Annotated in this window: 16 protein-coding genes and 1 rRNA gene; 9 read left to right on the top strand and 8 right to left on the bottom strand. The window is 73.1% G+C overall.

Features of this window, described 5'->3' with window-relative positions:
- Positions 1-3 precede the first annotated feature (3 nt).
- Complete coding sequence (gene pyrE / locus J4E96_RS00715; RefSeq protein WP_227425604.1) at positions 4-564, bottom strand: orotate phosphoribosyltransferase; 561 nt, start codon at positions 562-564, stop codon at positions 4-6.
- A 62-nt stretch (positions 565-626) separates the two neighbouring features.
- On the opposite strand from pyrE, the gene J4E96_RS00710 reads away from it, so the two are divergent.
- Positions 627-2,534 (top strand): glycoside hydrolase family 3 protein, encoded by a 1,908-nt coding sequence (locus tag J4E96_RS00710; protein ID WP_227423913.1) that lies wholly within the window; start codon positions 627-629, stop codon positions 2,532-2,534.
- Positions 2,535-2,540: 6 nt separating this feature from the next.
- Here J4E96_RS00710 and J4E96_RS00705 read toward each other — a convergent pair whose 3' ends face one another.
- Positions 2,541-3,296, bottom strand: coding sequence for an SDR family NAD(P)-dependent oxidoreductase (locus J4E96_RS00705; RefSeq protein WP_227423912.1), 756 nt, complete (start codon positions 3,294-3,296; stop codon positions 2,541-2,543).
- Between the two features lie 41 nt (positions 3,297-3,337).
- On the opposite strand from J4E96_RS00705, the gene J4E96_RS00700 reads away from it, so the two are divergent.
- The 4 genes from J4E96_RS00700 to J4E96_RS00685 are packed head-to-tail and all read left to right on the top strand — an operon-like array spanning position 3,338 to position 5,657.
- Complete coding sequence (locus J4E96_RS00700) at positions 3,338-4,138, top strand: exodeoxyribonuclease III (RefSeq protein ID WP_227423911.1); 801 nt, start codon at positions 3,338-3,340, stop codon at positions 4,136-4,138.
- Positions 4,139-4,146: 8 nt separating this feature from the next.
- Positions 4,147-4,422, top strand: coding sequence for a hypothetical protein (locus J4E96_RS00695; protein WP_227423910.1), 276 nt, complete (start codon positions 4,147-4,149; stop codon positions 4,420-4,422).
- An 18-nt stretch (positions 4,423-4,440) separates the two neighbouring features.
- Positions 4,441-4,983: a DUF4190 domain-containing protein gene (locus J4E96_RS00690; protein WP_227423909.1), complete on the top strand. Its 543-nt coding sequence runs from the start codon at positions 4,441-4,443 to the stop codon at positions 4,981-4,983.
- A 2-nt stretch (positions 4,984-4,985) separates the two neighbouring features.
- A complete protein-coding gene (locus J4E96_RS00685; protein ID WP_227423908.1) occupies positions 4,986-5,657 on the top strand; it encodes a DUF4190 domain-containing protein in 672 nt (223 codons plus the stop codon).
- 3 nt (positions 5,658-5,660) lie between these two features.
- On the opposite strand, the gene clpB is transcribed toward J4E96_RS00685, so the two are convergent.
- Positions 5,661-8,270 (bottom strand): ATP-dependent chaperone ClpB, encoded by a 2,610-nt coding sequence (gene clpB / locus J4E96_RS00680; RefSeq protein ID WP_227423907.1) that lies wholly within the window; start codon positions 8,268-8,270, stop codon positions 5,661-5,663.
- A gap of 149 nt (positions 8,271-8,419) precedes the next feature.
- Here clpB and J4E96_RS00675 point away from each other — a divergent pair, with 149 nt between their 5' ends.
- Both J4E96_RS00675 and J4E96_RS00670 read left to right on the top strand, forming a co-directional pair.
- Entirely contained in the window at positions 8,420-9,412 is a 993-nt protein-coding gene (locus tag J4E96_RS00675; protein ID WP_227423906.1) for an alpha/beta hydrolase, read from the top strand.
- 43 nt (positions 9,413-9,455) lie between these two features.
- Complete coding sequence (locus tag J4E96_RS00670) at positions 9,456-10,250, top strand: VOC family protein (RefSeq protein WP_227423905.1); 795 nt, start codon at positions 9,456-9,458, stop codon at positions 10,248-10,250.
- A 79-nt stretch (positions 10,251-10,329) separates the two neighbouring features.
- Here the strand turns inward: J4E96_RS00670 and J4E96_RS00665 are convergent, their stop codons facing one another.
- From J4E96_RS00665 to J4E96_RS00650, 4 genes are all read right to left on the bottom strand, one after another.
- Positions 10,330-11,148 (bottom strand): carbohydrate ABC transporter permease, encoded by an 819-nt coding sequence (locus J4E96_RS00665; protein WP_227423904.1) that lies wholly within the window; start codon positions 11,146-11,148, stop codon positions 10,330-10,332.
- A complete protein-coding gene (locus tag J4E96_RS00660) occupies positions 11,145-12,068 on the bottom strand; it encodes a carbohydrate ABC transporter permease (protein ID WP_406620164.1) in 924 nt (307 codons plus the stop codon). Before J4E96_RS00660 ends, J4E96_RS00665 begins: the two co-directional genes overlap by 4 nt.
- Positions 12,069-12,075: 7 nt before the next feature.
- Complete coding sequence (locus J4E96_RS00655) at positions 12,076-13,440, bottom strand: extracellular solute-binding protein (RefSeq protein ID WP_227423903.1); 1,365 nt, start codon at positions 13,438-13,440, stop codon at positions 12,076-12,078.
- Between the two features lie 98 nt (positions 13,441-13,538).
- Positions 13,539-14,663, bottom strand: coding sequence for a PfkB family carbohydrate kinase (locus J4E96_RS00650; RefSeq protein WP_227423902.1), 1,125 nt, complete (start codon positions 14,661-14,663; stop codon positions 13,539-13,541).
- Positions 14,664-14,799: 136 nt separating this feature from the next.
- Between J4E96_RS00650 and J4E96_RS00645 the strand changes: the two genes are divergently transcribed.
- The gene (locus tag J4E96_RS00645; protein WP_227423901.1) at positions 14,800-15,549 is read left to right on the top strand and encodes a DeoR/GlpR family DNA-binding transcription regulator; all 750 of its coding nucleotides are present in this window, start codon (positions 14,800-14,802) and stop codon (positions 15,547-15,549) included.
- The gene (locus J4E96_RS00640; RefSeq protein ID WP_227423900.1) at positions 15,546-16,889 is read left to right on the top strand and encodes a 6-phospho-beta-glucosidase; all 1,344 of its coding nucleotides are present in this window, start codon (positions 15,546-15,548) and stop codon (positions 16,887-16,889) included. Before J4E96_RS00645 ends, J4E96_RS00640 begins: the two co-directional genes overlap by 4 nt.
- 221 nt (positions 16,890-17,110) lie before the next feature.
- Here J4E96_RS00640 and rrf read toward each other — a convergent pair.
- Positions 17,111-17,227: ribosomal RNA gene (gene rrf / locus J4E96_RS00635) — 5S ribosomal RNA — on the bottom strand.
- Positions 17,228-17,285 lie beyond the last annotated feature (58 nt).

The following is a 17,285-nucleotide window of genomic DNA, read 5'->3' as shown; positions in this document are numbered from 1 at the left end:
CGCCTACAGACCGAGGTCCGCGAGGTCGTAGAGGTAGTGGTACGGCACGCCGAGGGCCTCGATGCGCTCGCGGGCGCCGGTCGCGCGGTCGACGATCACGGCGACGCCGACGACGTCGGCCCCCGCCTCGCGTGCCGCCTCGACCGCCGCGATGGGCGACGAGCCGGTCGTCGAGGTGTCCTCGAGCACGACCACGCGGCGGCCGGCGATCTCAGGCCCCTCGATTCGGCGCTGCATGCCGTGCGCCTTGGCCTCCTTGCGCACCACGAACGCGTCGAGGTCCTGCCCGCGCGACGCGGCCGCGTGCAGCAGCGCGGCGGCGACCGGGTCGGCGCCGAGCGTGAGCCCGCCGACGGCGTCGACCTCGCCGATGCCGAGCCCGACCTCCTCGAGGCGGTCGAGCAGCACGTGGCCCACGAGCGGCGCGGCGCGGTGGTGCAGCGTGATGCGGCGCAGGTCGACGTAGTAGTCGGCCTCGATGCCCGACGACAGGGTCACCCGGCCGCGGACGACCGCGAGCTCGGTGATCAGGTCGCGCAGCTGTTCGCGCGGGGTGGGAGACATCAGGTCGGCATCGAGTCCGGTCACCGTCCCAGGCTACGGGCCTGCGCGTGGGATCCTCGACGATGACCACGACAACGACCCGCACCACGCTGACCGCACCCGACGGCACGGTGTTCCGCGACCTGAACGGCAACGGCACGCTCGACCCGTACGAGGATCCCCGGGTGCCCGTCGCCGACCGCGTCGAGGACCTGCTCGCCCGCATGACGCCGGCCGACAAGGCGGGCCTGATGTTCCAGACGGTCATCGAGACCGGTCCCGACGGCTCGCTCGTCGAGGCCCTGGGTGCGATCAGCAAGTCGCCGACGACCGCCGTCGTGCAGGCCAAGCGCCTCACCCACTTCAACGTGCACCGGCTGCCCGAACCCCGCCTGGCGGCGCGCTGGCACAACGCGCTGCAGCGTCTCGCCGAGGACACGCCGCTCGGGATCCCGGTGACCGTCTCGACGGACCCGCGGCACGCGTTCCACGAGAACTCCGGGGCGTCGTTCGCCGCCGGGCACTTCTCCCAGTGGCCGGACGCGCTCGGGCTCGCCGCGATCGGCGACGCGGGCGCCGTGCGGCAGTTCGCCGACGCCGCCCGGCAGGAGTACGTCGCGGTCGGGATCCGGGCCGCGCTGCACCCGTGCGTCGACCTCGCGACCGAGCCGCGCTGGGCCCGCCAGCTCGGCACCTTCGGTGAAGACTCGGCGCTGACCAGCGCCTTCACGGCCGCCTACCTCGACGGCTTCCAGGGGCCGGACGGCCGCCTCGGCGCCGGGTCGGTCGCGTGCACGACGAAGCACTTCCCGGGCGGCGGCCCGCAGGCCGACGGCGAGGACGCGCACTTCCCGTACGGGCGCGAGCAGGTCTACCCGGGCGGGCGCTTCGCGGACCACCTCGCGCCGTTCCGCGTCGCGATCGCGCACCGGACCGCGGCGATGATGCCGTACTACGGCATGCCCGTCGGCCTCGTGCTCGACGGCGAGCCGATCGAGCCGGTCGGCTTCGGCTACAACCGGCAGATCGTCACGGGCCTGCTGCGCGAGGAGCTCGGGTACGACGGCGTCGTCGTCACCGACTGGGAGCTCGTCAACGACAACGTCGTCGCGACCGGGCAGGTCCTCGCGGCGCGCGCGTGGGGCGTCGAGCACCTCGACGCGCCCGCCCGGATGGTGAAGATCCTGGCGGCGGGCTGCGACCAGTTCGGCGGCGAGGAGTGCACCGACCTGCTGCTCGGCCTCGTCGCGGACGGCGCGGTGACGCAGGATCGGCTCGACGCGTCGGTGCGGCGGCTGCTGCGGGTCAAGTTCGAGCTCGGGCTGTTCGACGATCCGTACGTCGACGAGGACGCGGCGGCGGCCGTCGTCGGCCGCGCCGACCTGGTCGCCGCGGGGCTGCGCGCGCAGAGCCGCTCGGTCACCGTGCTGACGAACGACGTGCTGACGAACGGCCCGCTGACGAACGGCGCGCTCGCGGGGACGCCGATCCTCCCCCTGGCGCCGGGCCTGCGGGTGCTCGCGATCGGGCTCTCCCCCGCGGACGCGGCCGGCCTCGGCGAGGTCGTCGACGACGTCGCGGACGCCGACGTCGCCGTCGTGCGGCTGGTCGCGCCGTGGGAGCACCGCGACAGCATGTTCCTCGAGTCCTGGTTCCACGCCGGCTCGCTCGAGTTCCCCGCCGACGTCGTCGCGCAGGTTCGCGAGCTCGCCGCGCGCGTGCCGGTGGTCCTCGACGTGACGCTGGACCGGCCCGCGATCCTCACGCCGCTGCTCGGGCTCGCGACCGCGATCGTCGCCTCGTACGGCACGTCAGGTCCGGCCCTCGTGGCGGCCCTGACCGGCGCCGTGCCGCCCGAGGGCCGGCTGCCGTTCCAGCTCCCCCGCTCGATGGCCGCGGTCCGCGCCGCGCGCCCCGACGTCCCGTCCGACACCCCGGACCCGACCTTCGCCGCGGGCCACGGCCTGCGCTACGCCCCCGCCTCCGCGTGAGCGCTGCTAGCGGCGGTAGGAGCCGATCGCGCGGACCGTCGTGCGCGGCAGGACCCGCATGACGGCCGAGACCGCCCGGTAGCGCAGGCTCGGGGTCGAGATGACCGTGCCGCGGCGGACGTCGGCGAGCGCCGCGGCCACGACGGAGTCGGCGTTGAGCCACGCGATCTCCGGGAACGAGGTCATGTCGATCTCGCCGCGCTCGTGGAACTCGGTGTGCACGAAGCCGGGGCACAGGACCGTCGCGGTCACGCCGGTGCCCGCGAGCTCGACGGCGAGGCTCTCGGTGAACGACCGGACCCAGGCCTTGTGCGCCGAGTACGCGCCGGACGCGAAGAGCGCGGCGACCGACGCCACGTTGAGGATCGCGCCCCGCCCGCGGGCGGTCATCTGGCCCGCGGCCGCGCTCGAGAGCACCATGACCGCGCGCACCATGACCTCGAGCGCCCGGTCGTGCACCTCCGGGTCGCCGCCCACGATCGGCTGGTGCAGCGCGAAGCCTGCGTTGTTGATGAGCAGCGAGATCGGCGCGTCGGTGGCGCGCAGCCGAGCGGCGACGCGCTCGACGTCGGCGCGCACCGACAGGTCGGCCGTGAGGACCTCGACGTGCACACCCGCGGCCGCGTGCAGCTGGGACGCGAGCCGCTCGAGGCGGTCGGTGTTGCGCGAGACCAGCACCAAGTCGTGCCGGGCGGTGGCGAGCTGCCACGCGAACTCAAGCCCGAGACCCGCGCTGGCGCCTGTGATCAATACGGTTGCCATCGGGCCAGCCTACGGCGGGGTCTGCGGGATATCGTGCCCGCATGCGGCTAGCCACCTGGAACATCAACTCGATCCGCTCCCGAGCGGACCGCGCGCTCGCCTTTCTCGAACGCAGCGGCACCGACGTGCTCGCGCTCCAGGAGACCAAGTGCACCGACGAGCAGTTCCCGCGGGCGGGGTTCGAGGCCGCCGGCTACGAGGTCGCGACCTTCGGCCTGAACCAGTGGAACGGCGTCGCGCTCATCTCGCGCGCCGGCCTGGCCGACGTCGAGAAGGGCTTCGCGGGCCAGCCGACGTTCGGCGTCGAGCCGGTCGTCGAGGCCCGCGCGATCGGAGCCACGTGCGCCGGGGTGCGCGTGTGGAGCCTGTACGTCCCGCACGGACGCGCGATCGACGACCCGCACTACGCGTACAAGCTCGCGTGGCTGGCCGCGCTCAAGGACCGCGCCCAAGAGTGGCTGGCCCCGCCCGCGGGTGACCCGGCGGCGCAGGTCGCGCTCGTCGGGGACTGGAACGTCGCCCCGCGCGACACCGACGTGTGGGACCTCGAGTTCTTTGCCGGCCAGACCCACATCACGCCGCCCGAGCGCGCTGCCTTCGCGGCGTTCGAGGGCGCCGGGTACACCGAGGTCACGCGCGTGCACGTCCCCGAGGACCGGAAGTACACCTACTGGGACTACCAGCGGCTGCGGTTCCCCAAGAACGAGGGCATGCGGATCGACTTCGCATACGAGTCCCCGAGCCTCGCGGCCCGCACGACGGGCGTCGAGATCGACCGGAACGAGCGCAAGGGCAAGGGCGCGTCCGACCACGTGCCCGTCATCGTCGACCTCGCGGACTGAGCGCCCCCGTGGACGCGAGCCCAGCCCGCCCCGCCGGGCCGCCGCGCGCGCGGCCGGCGGAACCGACGGCCTACCGCGGGACGGACCCCGCACCGCGCACGTGGCGGCAGCGCGTCGCGGGCTGGGTTCCCGGGCTGCTCGGCGCGGCCGCCGGGGTCGGCGCGGCGATCGCCTGGCCCGATCAGCCCTGGCCGGTACGCACGGCCTACCTGCTCGGGGTGGCGCTCGTCTACGCCGCGCTCGCCTTCGGCTGGCGACGCTTGCGAAGATCACCGCGTGCATGAACCGCTAAGTTCATCGCCATGAGCACCCCGCCGAACTGGCTGCCCGCGCCGTCCGACAACGAGCGGGACCCGTTCGCCTCGCCGGTCGCGAGCGGCTTCGCCGCGCCCCTCCCGTTCGGGCAGCCGCAGCAGTTCGGGCAGCCGCAGCCGTTCAGTCAGCCGCAGCCGTTCAGTCGCGCGGAGGCCGGCGCCGACCCGTACGGCGTCCCGATGGGCCTCGATGATCTCGCACCGCAGGTCCCCCCGCCCGCGGCCGGCCCGTACCCACAGCCCGGCTACTCCTACGGCACCGGTACCTACCCCACCTCGTACGCGCCGACGCAGCCCACCAACGGGCTCTCGATCGCGTCGCTCGTCCTGGGGGTCGTCGCGGTGATCATCCCGCTCACCGCGCCGGTCGCCGTCGTGCTGGGCATCATGGCGCTGCGCGCGATCAAGCGCGACGTGACCGGCGGCCAGAGCCTGGCCATCGCGGGCATCGCGATCGGCTCGCTGCTGACTGCGGCGTACGGCGCGATCGGGCTCTTCGTGGCCGTGATGTTCGCCACGGCCGGCTGGTAGCCGTGGGCCAGCCCTCGTTCGCGGGCCCGTCCGAGCCGTACTACGCGCCCGGTTGGCAGCCGGCGCGGCCTGCCCGGGAGCCGCTCGCGGTCGCGGCGTTCGTGACCGGGGTCGTCGGGCTCGGCCTGGTCGGGATCGGGCTCGGCGTCGCCGCGCTCGTGCGGATCGGCCGCCGGCGCACCCGCGGGCGCGGGCTGGCGATCGCCGCGATCGCCGTCGGCGCGGCGTGGACGCTCGTCGAGGCCGCGGTCGTCGTCGTCCTCGTGGCGACCTCGATGGCGACGCGCCCCCTGCCCGCCGACGTCCCGGCGCCCCGGGACGCGCACGCCGTGGCCCTCGTCACGGGCAACTGCCTCGAGACGCTCCCGCCGGACGGTCCGATCGACGTCGTGCGGGTGGTGCCGTGCGCCGACCCGCACGAGGCGCAGGTGAGCTCGCAGTTCGCGTTCGCGCCGGATGCCCTCTGGCCCGGTCAGGCCGCCGCCGACCGCCGGGTCGCGCTCGCGTGCCAGCTGAGCGAGGCCGACGTCGCAGCCGGGCTCGCCGCGAGCGTCTGGGCGCCGACCAGCCGCTCGTGGGACGACGGCGACCGCACCGGCCTGTGCCTGCTGCACCGCGCCGACGGCGCCCGTCTCACCGACCCGCTCCCGACGCCGCCCACCCCCGCCGAGTAGACCTCAGCGGACCGCGAGGGACAGGCCCGGCTCGGGATCGGCGGGCCGGTCGACGACGATCGTCTGGCCGTCGAGCGCCTCGCCCGCGAGCAGCATCCGCGCGAGCCGGTCCCCGATCTCGCGCTGCACCAGCCGGCGCAGGGGTCGCGCGCCGTACGCGGGATCGAACCCCTCCAGCGCGAGCCACTCCGCCGCGGCCGGGGTGACCTCGAGCCCGAGCCGGCGTCCCGCGAGCCGGGCCCCGAGCCGCGCGACCTGGAGCTCGACGATCCGCCCGATCTCGGCGAGCGACAGCGCGTCGAACAGGACCACGTCGTCGAGGCGGTTGAGAAACTCCGGCTTGAACGCGGCCCGGACCGCCGCGAGCACCGCCTGGTGCTTGGCCTCGTCGTCGAGCATCGGGTCGACCAGGTACTGCGAGCCGAGGTTCGAGGTCAGCACGAGGATCGTGTTGCGGAAGTCGACGGTCCGGCCCTGCCCGTCGGTGAGGCGCCCGTCGTCGAGCACCTGCAGCAGGATGTCGAAGACCTCCGGGTGCGCCTTCTCGATCTCGTCGAGGAGCACGACGGAGTAGGGCCGACGCCGGACCGCCTCGGTGAGCTGCCCACCCTCCTCGTACCCGACGTACCCGGGCGGCGCGCCGACCAGCCGGGCCACCGTGTGCTTCTCGGAGTACTCCGACATGTCGATGCGCACGATCGACCGCTCGTCGTCGAACAGGAAGTCCGCGAGCGCCTTGGCGAGCTCGGTCTTGCCGACCCCGGTCGGGCCGAGGAACAGGAACGACCCGGTCGGCCGGTCGGGGTCCGAGATCCCGGTCCGGGCGCGGCGGACCGCGTCGGAGACCGCGGTCACGGCCCGGCGCTGCCCGATCAGGCGCTCGCCGAGGGCGTCCTCCATGCGCAGCAGCTTGCCGCTCTCGCCCTCGAGCAGCCGGCCGGCGGGGATGCCCGTCCACGCGGCCACGACCTCCGCGACCTCGTCGGCGCCCACCTTCTCGGCGATCATCGGCGCCGGGGCCGGGCCGACGGCGTCGGGCAGCGTCGCGCTCTGCTCGCGCTCCTCGGCGGCCGCGATCTCCTTCTCGATCGCCGGGATCTCCCCGTAGAGCAGCCGGCTCGCGCTCTCGAAGTCGCTCTCACGCTCGAACTTCTCGGCGGACCGCCGCAGCTCCTCCAGGCGCGCCTTGAGGTCGCCGACCCGGTTGTGGCCCGCCTTCTCCGACTCCCAGCGCGCGGTCAACGCCGCGAGCTCCTCTTTCCGGTCGGCCAGGTCGGCGCTGATCTTGCCGCGCCGCTCGACCGAGGCCGGGTCGTCCGACCGCGCCAGGGCGAGCTCCTCCATCAGGAGGCGATCGACCGACCGGCGCAGCACGTCGATCTCGATCGGGGACGAGTCGAGCTCCATCCGCAGCCGCGACGCGGCCTCGTCGACGAGGTCGATCGCCTTGTCGGGCAGCTGCCGGCCGGGGATGTAGCGGTCGGACAGGGTCGCGGCGGCCACGAGCGCGGCGTCCGAGATCGTGACCTTGTGGTGGGCCTCGTACCGCTCCCGCAGGCCGCGCAGGATCGCGATCGTGTCCTCGACGCTCGGCTCGCCCACGAAGATCTGCTGGAACCGGCGCTCGAGCGCGGGGTCCTTCTCAATCCGCTCGCGGTACTCGTCAAGGGTCGTCGCGCCGACCAGGCGCAGCTCGCCGCGGGCCAGCATCGGCTTGAGCATGTTGCCGGCGTCCATGCTGCCCTCGGCGGCCCCGGCGCCGACCACCGTGTGCAGCTCGTCGATGAACGTGACGACCTCGCCGTCCGAGCCCTTGATCTCCTCGAGCACCGCCTTGAGCCGCTCCTCGAACTCGCCGCGGTACTTCGCGCCCGCGACCATGGCGGCGAGGTCGAGCGAGATGAGCCGCTTGCCCTTGAGGGACTCCGGCACGTCGCCCGCGACGATGCGCTGGGCGAGCCCCTCGACGACGGCCGTCTTGCCCACGCCCGGCTCGCCGATCAGGACGGGGTTGTTCTTCGTGCGGCGCGAGAGCACCTGGATCACGCGCCGGATCTCGTTGTCGCGCCCGATCACCGGGTCCAGGTTGCCCTCGCTCGCCGATCGCGTGAGGTCGACGCCGTACTTCTCGAGCGCCTTGAACGTCCCCTCGGGATTCGGGCTGGTCACGCGGCCGTCGCCGCGCACCGCGGGCAGCGCGTCGAGCAGCGCGGCGCGGGACGCGCCGAGGCCGTGCAGCGCGTCCGCCGCCGCGGACTGCCCCGCCGCGATGCCGAGCAGCAGGTGCTCGGTCGAGATGTACTCGTCGCCGAGCGCCTGGGCCTCCGTGCGCGCGACGTCGAGCGCGGCGGTCATCGCGCGCGACGGCGTCGGCTGGACCACCGCGCTGCCGCTCGCGGCGGGCAGCGCGACGAGCCCCGCGCGCACGCGGCGGCCGAGCTCCGCCCGATCGGCGCCGACGGCGTCCAGCAGGGCCGCGGCGACGCCGTTCTCCTGCGCGAGCAGCGCGCCGAGCAGGTGGACCGGCTCGACCTGCGGGTTGCCGGCCGCGGATGCCTGCTGGATCGCGTCCCCGAGCGCCTCGTTGGCCCGGGTCGTGAGCTTCGTTTCCATGAGTCCTCCGTCAAACTTGAGCCTGATCCACTCAATTCAGCTACGGCAATCTTGCCACCATCGCTCGGCCCCCGCAGGCCCGGCGGGCACCCCGACACCGGCGCCGCTTTCGACCCCCACGAGGGGGCCGCGCGTGGCAGCATCGCCCCATGAGCACCGAGCAGGTCGCCGCGGACGGCGAGGTCGCCGCCCCTGATCTCCTCGGCGACGGCTGGACCTCGCGGACCCTCCAGCTCGAGCCGGACGCCGAGGGACCCGTCGTCGCGACCCTCGTCCGCCGGGCCGGGCCGGCCACGCCCACCCGCCGCGCGGTGCTGTACCTGCACGGCTACATCGACTACTTCTTCCAGAAGCATCTCGGCGACGCCTGGGCGGAGCACGGCTACGACTTCTACGCGCTCGACCTGCGCAAGCACGGCCGGTCGCTGCGCCCCGGGCAGACTCCGAACTACGTGACCGACCTGCGCGACTACGTCGAGGAGCTCGACCTCGCCGCGCGGATCATCCGCGACCAGGACGGCCACGACCAGCTGATCGTGCTCGGGCACTCGACCGGCGGGCTGCTCGCGAGCCTGTGGGCCCACGCCCGGCGCGGCCGGGGCGTCGTCGACGCCGTGGTGCTCAACAGCCCCTGGCTGGACCTCAACCGCGGGTGGTTCGATCGCGTCCTCCTCACGCGGCTGGTCGACGCCGTCGGCCCGCTCGCGCCGCGCGTCGTGGTCGGCGGGGCGTCCCCGGACTACGGCCTCAGCCTGCATCGCGACTCCGGGGGCAGCTGGGACTACAACCTCGCCTGGAAGCCGCACGAGGGCTTCCCCGCGCGGGCCGGCTGGCTGCGGGCGATCCGCCGCGGCCACGCCCGCGTGGCCCAGGGCCTCGACATCGACTGCCCGGTGCTCGTGTGCTGCGCCGCGACGACGGGCCCGTACGACCGGTGGCACCCGGACCTCGCGACGACCGACAGCGTGCTCGACGTCGACCAGATCGTCGCGCGCGCCCCCGGGCTCGGCGCGGAGGTCACGATCGTGCAGGTCGCCGACGGCGTCCACGACCTCGCGCTGTCCGGCCCGGCCGCCCGCCAGCGCTACTTCGACGCCATGTTCGCCTGGGTGGGCGAGCACGAGAGCCCACCCACCACCTGAGCCCCGCCGCCCGGGCGAGGTCGACCCGAAGGAGCGATGACACATGATCCACGCAACGGCCTGGCCCCAGGGGACTCCCTCCTGGGTCGACCTGTCCGTACCCGACCGCGTTGCCGCGCAGGAGTTCTACGGCCCGCTGCTCGGCTGGGACTTCGCCGTGGGCGGCCCCGAGACGGGCTTCTACACGATGGCCCTCAAGCACGGCCAGCCGGTCGCCGGCATCGGCGAGCCGCCGCCGGGTGCCGAGGGTCAGCCCGCGGCGTGGACCACCTACCTCGCGGTCGACGACGTCGAGGCCGTCACCGCGAAGGCCTCCGAGGCCGGCGGGACGGTGGTGGCGCCGCCCATGACCATCGAGGACTTCGGCCGGATGGCGGTCGTCGTCGACCCGACGGGCGCCGTCGTCGGCCTCTGGGAGTCGGGGGCGCACACCGGCGCGAACCTCGTCAACGAGCCGGGCTCGATGATCTGGAACGAGGCGTTGAGCCACGACCTGGCCGCGGCGCGGGCGTTCTACGGAACCGTGTTCGGGTACGCGTTCGAGGACATGTCCGCCCCCGGCTTCGAGTACGTCACCGTGAACGTCGACGGGAAGTCGGTCGGCGGCCTCGGCGGCGTCGGCGCGCTGCCTGCCGACGCGCCACCGCACTGGGAGACCTACTTCGCGGTCACGGACACCGACGCGGCCACCGCCCGCGCGGTCGAGCTCGGTGCGACGGTGCTCGACGGCCCGATCGACAGCCCCTACGGACGCCTCGCCGTCCTGCGCGGGCCGGCCGGCGAGCAGTTCACCCTCATGAGCACCGACGAGCCCGAGAGCGCCGAGGCCGCCGGCTGACGGCGCTGCGCCCGCTCCCGCTGCGCCTACTCCGCACCTACTCCCGCGCACCTACTCCTGCGCGTTCACTCCCACATCGTCACTCCCGCACGGCGCCCTCGATCATGCCCTTGACGAAGTGGCGCTGGAGGAACAGGTAGACGATCACCACGGGCAGCGCGACCAGCACGGCGGCGGCCGCGAGGAGCGTCGTGCCCTGCACGTGCTGGCCCTGGAAGAACGCCAGGCCCAGCGGCGCGGTCCGGACACTGCCGCTCGGGCTCATCACGAGCGGGATCAGGAACTCGTTCCACGTCCACATGAACGTCAGCAGCACGAGCGTCGTCAGCGCGGGGCGGCCGATCGGCACGAGCACCTGCCACAGGATCCGGTGGGTGCCCGCGCCGTCCAGTCGCGCGGCCTCCATGATCGAGACGTTCGAGCTCTTGAAGTACGCCCGCATCCAATAGGTGCCGAACGCGATCGACTGCGCGATCTGGGGCAGCGCGACGCCCCAGATCGTGTTGGTGAGGCCGAGCGTGCGCAGGTCAAAGTAGAGCGGCACGATGATCGCCTCGGTGGGCACCATGATGCCGAGCAGGAACAGGTAGAACAGCGCCTGCTCGCCCCGAAACCGCATGGTGCCGAACGCGTACCCGGCCATGATCGAGCACACCAGCGCGACGGAGACGACGAGCGCGGAGACGACGACCGACGTCGTCATGTACCGCCCGAACTGACCCTGCGTCCACGCCGTGGCGAAGTTCTCCCAGTGCAGCCCACCACCCTCGCGCGCGACCGAGGCGCTCTCGGGCCCGAGCGCCGCGGCGAGGATCGACCCGAGGGGAAACAGCGCGAACGCGGCGAAGACGATGAGGATGACGTAGTTCGCGGAGCGCTCGGCGCGCGAGATCATCATGTGCTGGACCGGTCCCCGACCTTGTTGACGACGAGGTTGATCCCGAAGATCAGGATCGTGAGCGTGATGCCGACGGCCGCCGCCGCGCCGACCTCGCCGAGCTGGAACGCGCGCCGGTAGACCTCATAGCTCGGCACCGTCGTCGAGGTGCCGGGGCCGCCGCCGGTGGTGACGTAGACGAGGTCGAACGTCTTGAGCGCCGCGATGATCGTCAGGGTCAGCGCGACCGTGATCTCGCCCCGGATGGCGGGGAGCGTGATCGCGAAGAACTCGCGGACGGCGCCCGCGCCGTCGAGCCGGGCCGCCTCGAACAGGTCGATCGGGATCCGGGACATGCCGGCCAGGAGCAGGACGGTCACGAGCCCCATCGACACCCACGTGCCGACGAAGCCGACCGCGGGCAGCGAGAACGTGTAGTCGCCGAGCCACGGCCGGGCCAGCGAGCCGAGGCCGACGGCGCGCAGGCCGGAGTTGAGCGAGCCGTTCGGCGCGTAGATCTGCCGCCAGGCGACCGCCACCACCACCATCGCGACCACCTGCGGCAGGAAGATGACCGTGCGGAAGAACGGCAGGCCGCGGACCTTCCCGCGGTTGAGCACGGCGGCGAGCAGGAGGCCGATCAGGAGCGGCAGCACCGAGTAGAAGATGATCAGCACGAGCGCGTGCCAGAACGCCTCGCGCAGGCGCGGATCGCTGGCGACCGTGGCGAAGTTGTCGAGGCCGACGAAGGTGCCGACCGTCAGCCCGTCCCACTCGTACAGCGACAGCTGCACGGCGCGCCCGATCGGCACGAGCAGGAACGCGGCGTACAGGCAGAACGCCGGCAGGAGGAACCCGTACGGCGTGAGGCGGCGGCGCAGCGGCACCGCGGCGCGGCGGCGATCCGGCGGTGCGGTCGGGCCGGCGAGGCCGGACCGCACCGTCGGATCAGCCGGCCGAGCCCGTGAACTCGCCATAGTCGGCCTCGAGCGCGGCCGTGAACTCGGCCGGGGTGACCTGCCCGGCGATCAGGTCCTGCAGCGACTGCCCGAGGGTGTCGCCGAACGTCGGCGTCGCGTAGTCGAGGTACGGCAGGAGCGAGCCGTTGACCGACACGTCGTCGAACACGCCGTAGACGTCGCTCTGGACGCCGTCGGCCGGCGCGAGCTCCGCGGTCCGGTTGACCGGCAGGTTGCCGGTCTCGGCGATCGTCTCCATGGCCGCGTCGGTCGTGAGGAAGTCGATGTACGCGGCGGCGGCGTCGGGGTTCTCCGAGGCCGTCGTGACGGCGAACGGCAGGCCCGTCCCGCCGGTCGTCGCGATCTCGCCGCCCGCCTGCGCGGCCGGGGCGAAGAAGCCGACGTCGTCGCCCATCGCGTCCTCGAGGTCGGCCGCGAGCCACGACCCGCCGATAAGGAAGACCCCGTCACCCGCGGCGAGCGCCTGCCAGGCGGCGTCGTAGTCGGTGCCGTTCGGCCCGTCGTTGACGTAGCCCGCGTCGACCCAGCCCTGCAGCGTCGCGGCGGCCTCCTCGTTCTCCGGGGTCGCCCAGCTCGTGCCCGCGTTGCCGAGACCGAGCTTGGTGATGTCCGCCGGGTCGACGGTCGCGGCCTGCAGGGGACCAAACACGTGCCCCGCCGGCCACGCCTCGATGTTGCCGAGCTGCATCGGGATCTCGCCGGCGGCCTTGGCGGCCTCGAGCGCGGCGTCGAACTCGGTCCAGGTCTCGGGCACCTCGAGCCCGAGCGCCGCGAGCTTGGCCTTGCTGTAGAAGACGCCGACGACCTCGCCGACCTGCGGGAGGCCGTAGATGTTGCCCTCGCCGAACACGGAGCCGTCGGCGGAGTAGGTCGAGTACTGCAGCACGCTCGCGGGGAAGCGGTCGCGCCAGCCGTACGCGTCCGCGTAGTCGTTCAGCGCCAGGAGCTGGTCGGCCGCGACGAACGCGCCCATCGTGTTGCGGCCGTTGTTGGCCTGGACGACGTCGGGCGCCTCGTTGTCGGTCAGCGCCAGGCGCAGCGTCGTCGCGAGGTCGTCGAACGACTGCGAGACCCGGTCGATCGTGATGTTGGGGTAAGCGTCCTGGAAGGCGGCGTTGAGGGCCTCGATCTGCTCGTTCTGGCCACCACGCACCTCCTGGTCCCAGACCGTCAGCGTGACGTCGCCGAGCTCGGCCGCGTCGGTCCGGATCGCAGCGTCGGGCGCGGTCGGGTCGGCGTCGGCGTTCTCGGCGCCCGGGGCGCACGCCGCCAGGCTCAGCACCGCGGCGGCGGTCAGCAGGCCCACCCAGCGGGCGGGTGCAACGTTCTTCATGCGTGTCCTCTTCTCGAACGGAACTTCTTCTCGAACGGAACTGAGCGAACGAAGCTGCGCACCGAGCCGGACCGGCCGGCGCAGCGAAACCCGGGCGACTAGTGCGGGGGCAGGTCGGAGTACAGCGTGAGCGTGGCCTCGGCCCGGCGCACCTCGTCGACCGGGCAGCGCGGCAGCACGTCGTCGAGAAAGCCGTAGCGCGTGCGCAGGTCCCGGTCGCCGGCGCCGGCGCCGGCGCGCTGCCACCAGTCGCTGATGTCGCCCCAGCCGGGCGCGGCCAGCGAGCCGCCGAAGTGCTGAACGGCGAGCGCCGAGCACAGCGCCGAGAAAGCGAGCCGGTCGGCGAGCGGCCAGCCGGCGAGGGTCCCGAGCACGAGAGACGCCGCGAAGACGTCGCCCGCGCCGGTCGGGTCGAGCGCGGCGACGGCGACGCGGGGCACGTGCGCCTGCTCGCCCGTCGTCGCGTCGATCGCGATCGCGCCGTCGGCCCCGCACGTGACGACCGCGAGCGGGACCCGGTCGGCGAGCGCGTGCAGCGCCGCGGCCGGCCGGTCGGTGCGCGTGTAGGCCATCGCCTCGACCTGGTTCGGGGTGAACGCGTGGCAGGCGGAGAGCGCGTCGAGCGTCGAGCGGTCCCACCGGCCCGACGGGTCCCAGCCGACGTCGGCGAACACGAGCGAGCCGGCCGCGGCCGCGAGCCGCCACCAGGGCGCCGGCTCGGCCGCGACGGGCGCGAGCTCGGTGATGACGGCACGCGAGGGCGGCGGCGTCCCGACGAGCTCGTCGGCGCTGACCGGGACCGGGTGCCCGTGCGTGATCATGCTGCGGTCGCCGTGCGAGGCGAGGGAGACCGTCACGGCCGAGTGCCCGGCGAATCGCCGCGAGGTGGACAGGTCGATGCCCTCCTGGCCGGAGAGCACGTCCCAGCACCAGTTGCCGTACACGTCGTCGCCGAAGCCGGCCGCCAGCCCGGTGCTCAGGCCGAGCCGGCTGGCCGCGACCGCGAGGTTGGAGATGCCGCCCGGGCACGACCCCATCCCGCCGGCCCAGACCTCGGTGCCCGGGCTCGGGTCGGCCGGCAGGTCCGTGAACACGATGTCGAAGAAGATCGTGCCCGCGAGCAGCACGTCGAGGGCGGGCGACTGCGGGCCGCGGACGGCGGCGAGCGGGTCCCAGCGCAGGCGGCGCGCGGGCGCGGCGCCGTCGGCAGATGGTGCGGTCACCCGCGTTCTCCCGTCGCCAGACGTGTTGTGCACACGCTTAGTTCATCATGTCCGCTCCCGCTCGCGGCTGTCCGTACGCGTCCACATCATCGAAGATGATCGATCCTGCGTCAAGGTGACTGTTATATTGCGCAATATGCTCACCGCGACCCGGCAGGCAAGGATTCTGCGCGTCTTGCAGGACGAGGGCGAGGTCTCGGTCGACGGCCTCGCCGGGATGTTCGGCGTCTCCTTGTCGACGATCCGGCGGGACCTCAACGCGCTGAGCGCGGAGGGGCTGCTGCGCCGCGTGCGCGGGGGCGGCAGCATCGAGGCCGATGCGATTCCGTTCGGCGACGTCGCCGGCCGGTGGCACCCCGAGAAGGATCGCATCGCCACGCGGGCGGCGGCGCTGGTGGCCGACGGCGACGTCGTGCTCATCGACATCGGCACGACGACGCGGCTGCTCGCCCGGCACCTGCGCGGCAAGCGCATCACCGTGCTCACCTCGAGCCTCGCCGTCGTCGACGAGCTGCGCGACGACGACGGCGTCGAGCTCATCGTGCTCGGCGGCGTCGTGCGCAAGAACTACAACTCGATGGTCGGGATCCTCACCGAGCAGGCGCTGAGCCAGCTGCGTGCCCACATCTGCTTCCTCGGCACGAGCGGGCTGCGCGCGGACGGCTCGGTGATGGACTCCACCGGCATCGAGGTGCCGGTCAAGAAGGCGATGATCGCGTCGTCGGAGCGCACGGTCGTGCTCGCGGACCCGTCGAAGTACCCGGGCGGCGGGCTGCTCAGCGTCTGCCGGGCCGACGCCGTCAGCGTCCTGATCACCAGCCTCGGCGCCGACCCGGCGACCCTGGCCGCATTTCGCACCGCCGGCGTGGAGGTTCTGACCGTATGAAGCTCACCATCATCGGGGGCGGCGGCTTCCGCGTTCCGCAGGTGTTCTCGGCGGTCGGCAACCCCGCGGCGCCCGTGCGGATCGACGAGGTCGCGCTCTACGACGTCGACGCACGTCGCCTGCGCGCGATCACGCGCGTGCTCGGGCAGCTGGCCGGCGCGCTCACGAACCCGCCGAGGCTGACGGTCACGACCGACCTGGACGAGGCCCTGCGGGGCGCGGACTTCGTGTTCGCGGCCGTGCGGATCGGGGGCACCGGCGCCCGCGTGCTCGACGAGCGCACCGCGCTCGACCTCGGCGTGCTCGGCCAGGAGACGGTCGGCCCGGGCGGGCTCGCCTACGCGCTGCGCACGGTGCCGTTCATGGTCGCGCTCGCGCGCCGGATCGCCGACGTCGCGCCGGACGCCTGGGTCATCAACTTCACCAACCCCGCCGGCATCGTCACCGAGGCCATGCGCGCCGTGCTCGGCGACCGGGTGGTCGGGATCTGCGACACCCCGATCGGGCTGATGCGCCGCGCCGGCGCCGCGCTCGGCGCACCGACCCCGGCGGCGGGCAGCTTCGACTACGTGGGGCTCAACCACCTCGGCTGGCTGCGCTCGCTCGACGTCGACGGCGCCGACCGGCTGCCCGCGCTGCTCGCCGACGCGCGGCTGCTCGAGGGCATCGAGGAGGCGCGCCTGATGGGCCTCGACTGGGTCCGCGCGCTCGGCGCCCTGCCCAACGAGTACCTCTACTACTACTACTTCACCCGTGAGGCGACGCAGCGGATCACCGCGGCGCCCGAGACCCGCGGGGAGTTCCTGCGCGACCAGCAGGACGCGTTCTACGCCGACGCCGGGGCACCGGGCGCAGACGCGCTCGCGATCTGGAACGCGTCGCACGCCGAACGCGAGGCGACCTACATGGCGGAGAGTCGGCCCGAGGGCGACGAGGGAGCGCGACACGAGGAGGACGCCGTCGGCGGCTACCACCAGGTCGCGCTCGACCTCATGGCCGCGCTCGTCGCGGACCGGCCCGCGACGATGATCCTCAACGTCCCGAACGGCTCGCTCGTGCCGCAGTTGCCGGCCGAGGCCGTGATCGAGGTGGGCTGCGCCGTGGACGCCGACGGCGTGCACCCGTGGCCGGTCGCGCCCGTCGAGGGTCACATGCTCGGGCTGATGTCGCAGGTCAAGGCCGTCGAGCAGCTCACGATCGGTGCCGCGCTCGAGGGGTCCGCCGAGCTGGCGTGGAAGGCGTTCGGGCTGCACCCGCTCGTCGATTCCGTCGCGGTCGGCCGCTCGTTGCTGTCCGGCTACATCCAGGCCTTCCCCGACCTTGGCCGCGCGTTGTCCTGAGGCCCGCTGTTGGGCGCGAGTTCGTCATTCCTTGGGTGGCGAGTTCGTCGTTGGGTGGCGAGTTCGTCGTTGGGTGGCGAGTTCGTCGTTGTGTGGTGAGTTCGTCGTTGTGTGGTGAGTTCGTCCGTCCTCGTGGACGTTCTCGGCGGGGAAGGACGAACTCGCTGGTTTGGGGACGACAAAGAGCCACCCCCGAAGGGGTGGCTCTTTGTGTAATGGTTGTCCGGCGGCGACCTACTCTCCCACACAGTCTCCCGTGCAGTACCATCGGCGCAGAGGGGCTTAGCTTCCGGGTTCGGAATGGGACCGGGCGTTTCCCCCTCGCTATGACCGCCGTAACTCTATGGAGATATCTGGTTGCGGGTATACCCGTCCGTATCTCGGGAACCGCACAGT

Origin of the sequence: Pengzhenrongella sicca, assembly GCF_017569225.1 — a bacterium.
Lineage (GTDB): Bacteria > Actinomycetota > Actinomycetes > Actinomycetales > Cellulomonadaceae > Pengzhenrongella > Pengzhenrongella sicca.
This window is presented reverse-complemented; position numbering and strand designations above follow the sequence as displayed.

What these genes read in the sequence shown, in the direction of transcription:
- pyrE (WP_227425604.1), bottom strand. Translation starts at nt 564, where the DNA reads ATGTCTCCCACCCCGCGCGAACAGCTGCGCGACCTGATCACCGAGCTC.
- J4E96_RS00710 (WP_227423913.1), top strand. Translation starts at nt 627, where the DNA reads ATGACCACGACAACGACCCGCACCACGCTGACCGCACCCGACGGCACG.
- J4E96_RS00705 (WP_227423912.1), bottom strand. Translation starts at nt 3,296, where the DNA reads ATGGCAACCGTATTGATCACAGGCGCCAGCGCGGGTCTCGGGCTTGAG.
- J4E96_RS00700 (WP_227423911.1), top strand. Translation starts at nt 3,338, where the DNA reads ATGCGGCTAGCCACCTGGAACATCAACTCGATCCGCTCCCGAGCGGAC.
- J4E96_RS00690 (WP_227423909.1), top strand. Translation starts at nt 4,441, where the DNA reads ATGAGCACCCCGCCGAACTGGCTGCCCGCGCCGTCCGACAACGAGCGG.
- clpB (WP_227423907.1), bottom strand. Translation starts at nt 8,270, where the DNA reads ATGGAAACGAAGCTCACGACCCGGGCCAACGAGGCGCTCGGGGACGCG.
- J4E96_RS00675 (WP_227423906.1), top strand. Translation starts at nt 8,420, where the DNA reads ATGAGCACCGAGCAGGTCGCCGCGGACGGCGAGGTCGCCGCCCCTGAT.
- J4E96_RS00670 (WP_227423905.1), top strand. Translation starts at nt 9,456, where the DNA reads ATGATCCACGCAACGGCCTGGCCCCAGGGGACTCCCTCCTGGGTCGAC.
- J4E96_RS00665 (WP_227423904.1), bottom strand. Translation starts at nt 11,148, where the DNA reads ATGATGATCTCGCGCGCCGAGCGCTCCGCGAACTACGTCATCCTCATC.
- J4E96_RS00655 (WP_227423903.1), bottom strand. Translation starts at nt 13,440, where the DNA reads ATGAAGAACGTTGCACCCGCCCGCTGGGTGGGCCTGCTGACCGCCGCC.
- J4E96_RS00645 (WP_227423901.1), top strand. Translation starts at nt 14,800, where the DNA reads ATGCTCACCGCGACCCGGCAGGCAAGGATTCTGCGCGTCTTGCAGGAC.
- J4E96_RS00640 (WP_227423900.1), top strand. Translation starts at nt 15,546, where the DNA reads ATGAAGCTCACCATCATCGGGGGCGGCGGCTTCCGCGTTCCGCAGGTG.